This is a genomic window from Ornithinibacter sp. (assembly GCF_035443565.1).
GTDB lineage: Bacteria > Actinomycetota > Actinomycetes > Actinomycetales > Dermatophilaceae > Fodinibacter.
The window spans coordinates 1-1,117 of record NZ_DAORSO010000154.1; the positions used below are offsets into that span (position 1 = coordinate 1).

2 protein-coding genes are annotated in these 1,117 nt (G+C 73.6%); both read right to left on the reverse strand.

Features of this window, described 5'->3' with window-relative positions:
* Positions 1 to 683: uracil-DNA glycosylase (locus tag PLL68_RS12265; protein WP_324534478.1), on the reverse strand; the 683-nt coding region annotated here is incomplete at its 3' end.
* Positions 684 to 845: 162 nt separating this feature from the next.
* The coding region (locus PLL68_RS12270) for an ArsR/SmtB family transcription factor (RefSeq protein WP_324534480.1) at positions 846 to 1,117 on the reverse strand (272 nt) is incomplete at its 5' end.

The following is a 1,117-nucleotide window of genomic DNA, read 5'->3' on the forward strand; positions in this document are numbered from 1 at the left end:
AGGCTCCAGTTCACGGGGTCGGCGCCCTGACGGGCGAGCAGGTCGTTGGTGCGGCTGAAGGGGCGCGAGCCGAAGAAGCCGTTGCGCGCCGACAGCGGGCTCGGGTGCGCGGACTCGATGAGGGCAACGCCCGGCAGGTGCGGCGCCAGGCCACGAGCGTCGCGGCCCCACAGGATGGCGACGAGCGGGCCGCCGCGCTCGACCAGGGCCGAGATCGCGCAGGCGGTGACCTCTTCCCAGCCGCGCCCCCGATGGCTGCCCGGAGCGCCCGGGGCAACCGTGAGGACGCGGTTGAGCAGCAGCACCCCCTGGTCGGCCCACGGCGTGAGGTCGCCACTGCTCGGTCGGGGCAGGCCGAGGTCGGCCTCGAGCTCGGTGAAGATGTTGGCCAGGCTACGTGGCACCGGCCGGGTGTCCAGGGCGACGGAGAACGACAGCCCCACCGCGTGGCCGGGTGTCGGGTAGGGGTCCTGGCCGACGACGAGCACGCGCACGGCATCCAGCGGTTGCTGGAAGGCGCGCAGCACGGTGGGTCCGCTCGGGAGGTAACCCCGTCCGTCGGCCACCTCTGCCCGCAGGAAGTCGCCCAGCCTCGCGACGACCGGCTCGACGGGTGCCAGCGCCCGCGCCCACGACGGGTGCACGAGATCACGCAGGGGGCGCGCGGCATCCGGCGAAGTCATCGAGGCCACCGTATCTGGCTCGACCTCGTGCGACTTGGGTGCGGTGTTCGGGAGTTTCCGGCCTCGCGGCCGTCATCAAGTCGCACGAGGTCGGGTTCAGGGCAGTGGGGGAGGCCGGGTGCCGGGTGGCTGGAGTGCAATGAGTCGGGGAGGGGGGTGCCGTCAGCGGAAGATCGCGGTCACGTCGTCGAGCCGCGCGGGCACCAACCGGAACCAGGCCCACGTGCCGCGCTTCTCGCGCTCGAGCAGGCCGGCCTCGACGAGCACCTTGAGGTGGTGCGACACGGTGGGCTGGGACAGCCCGACGACGGGGGTGAGGTCGCAGACGCAGGCCTCGCCGTCGGCCGTGGCCCGGATGGCGCTCAGCAGCTGGAGCCGCACGGGGTCGGCAACGGCCTTGAGCAGCGCGGCGCTGGTCTCGGCGGCCTCGCGGG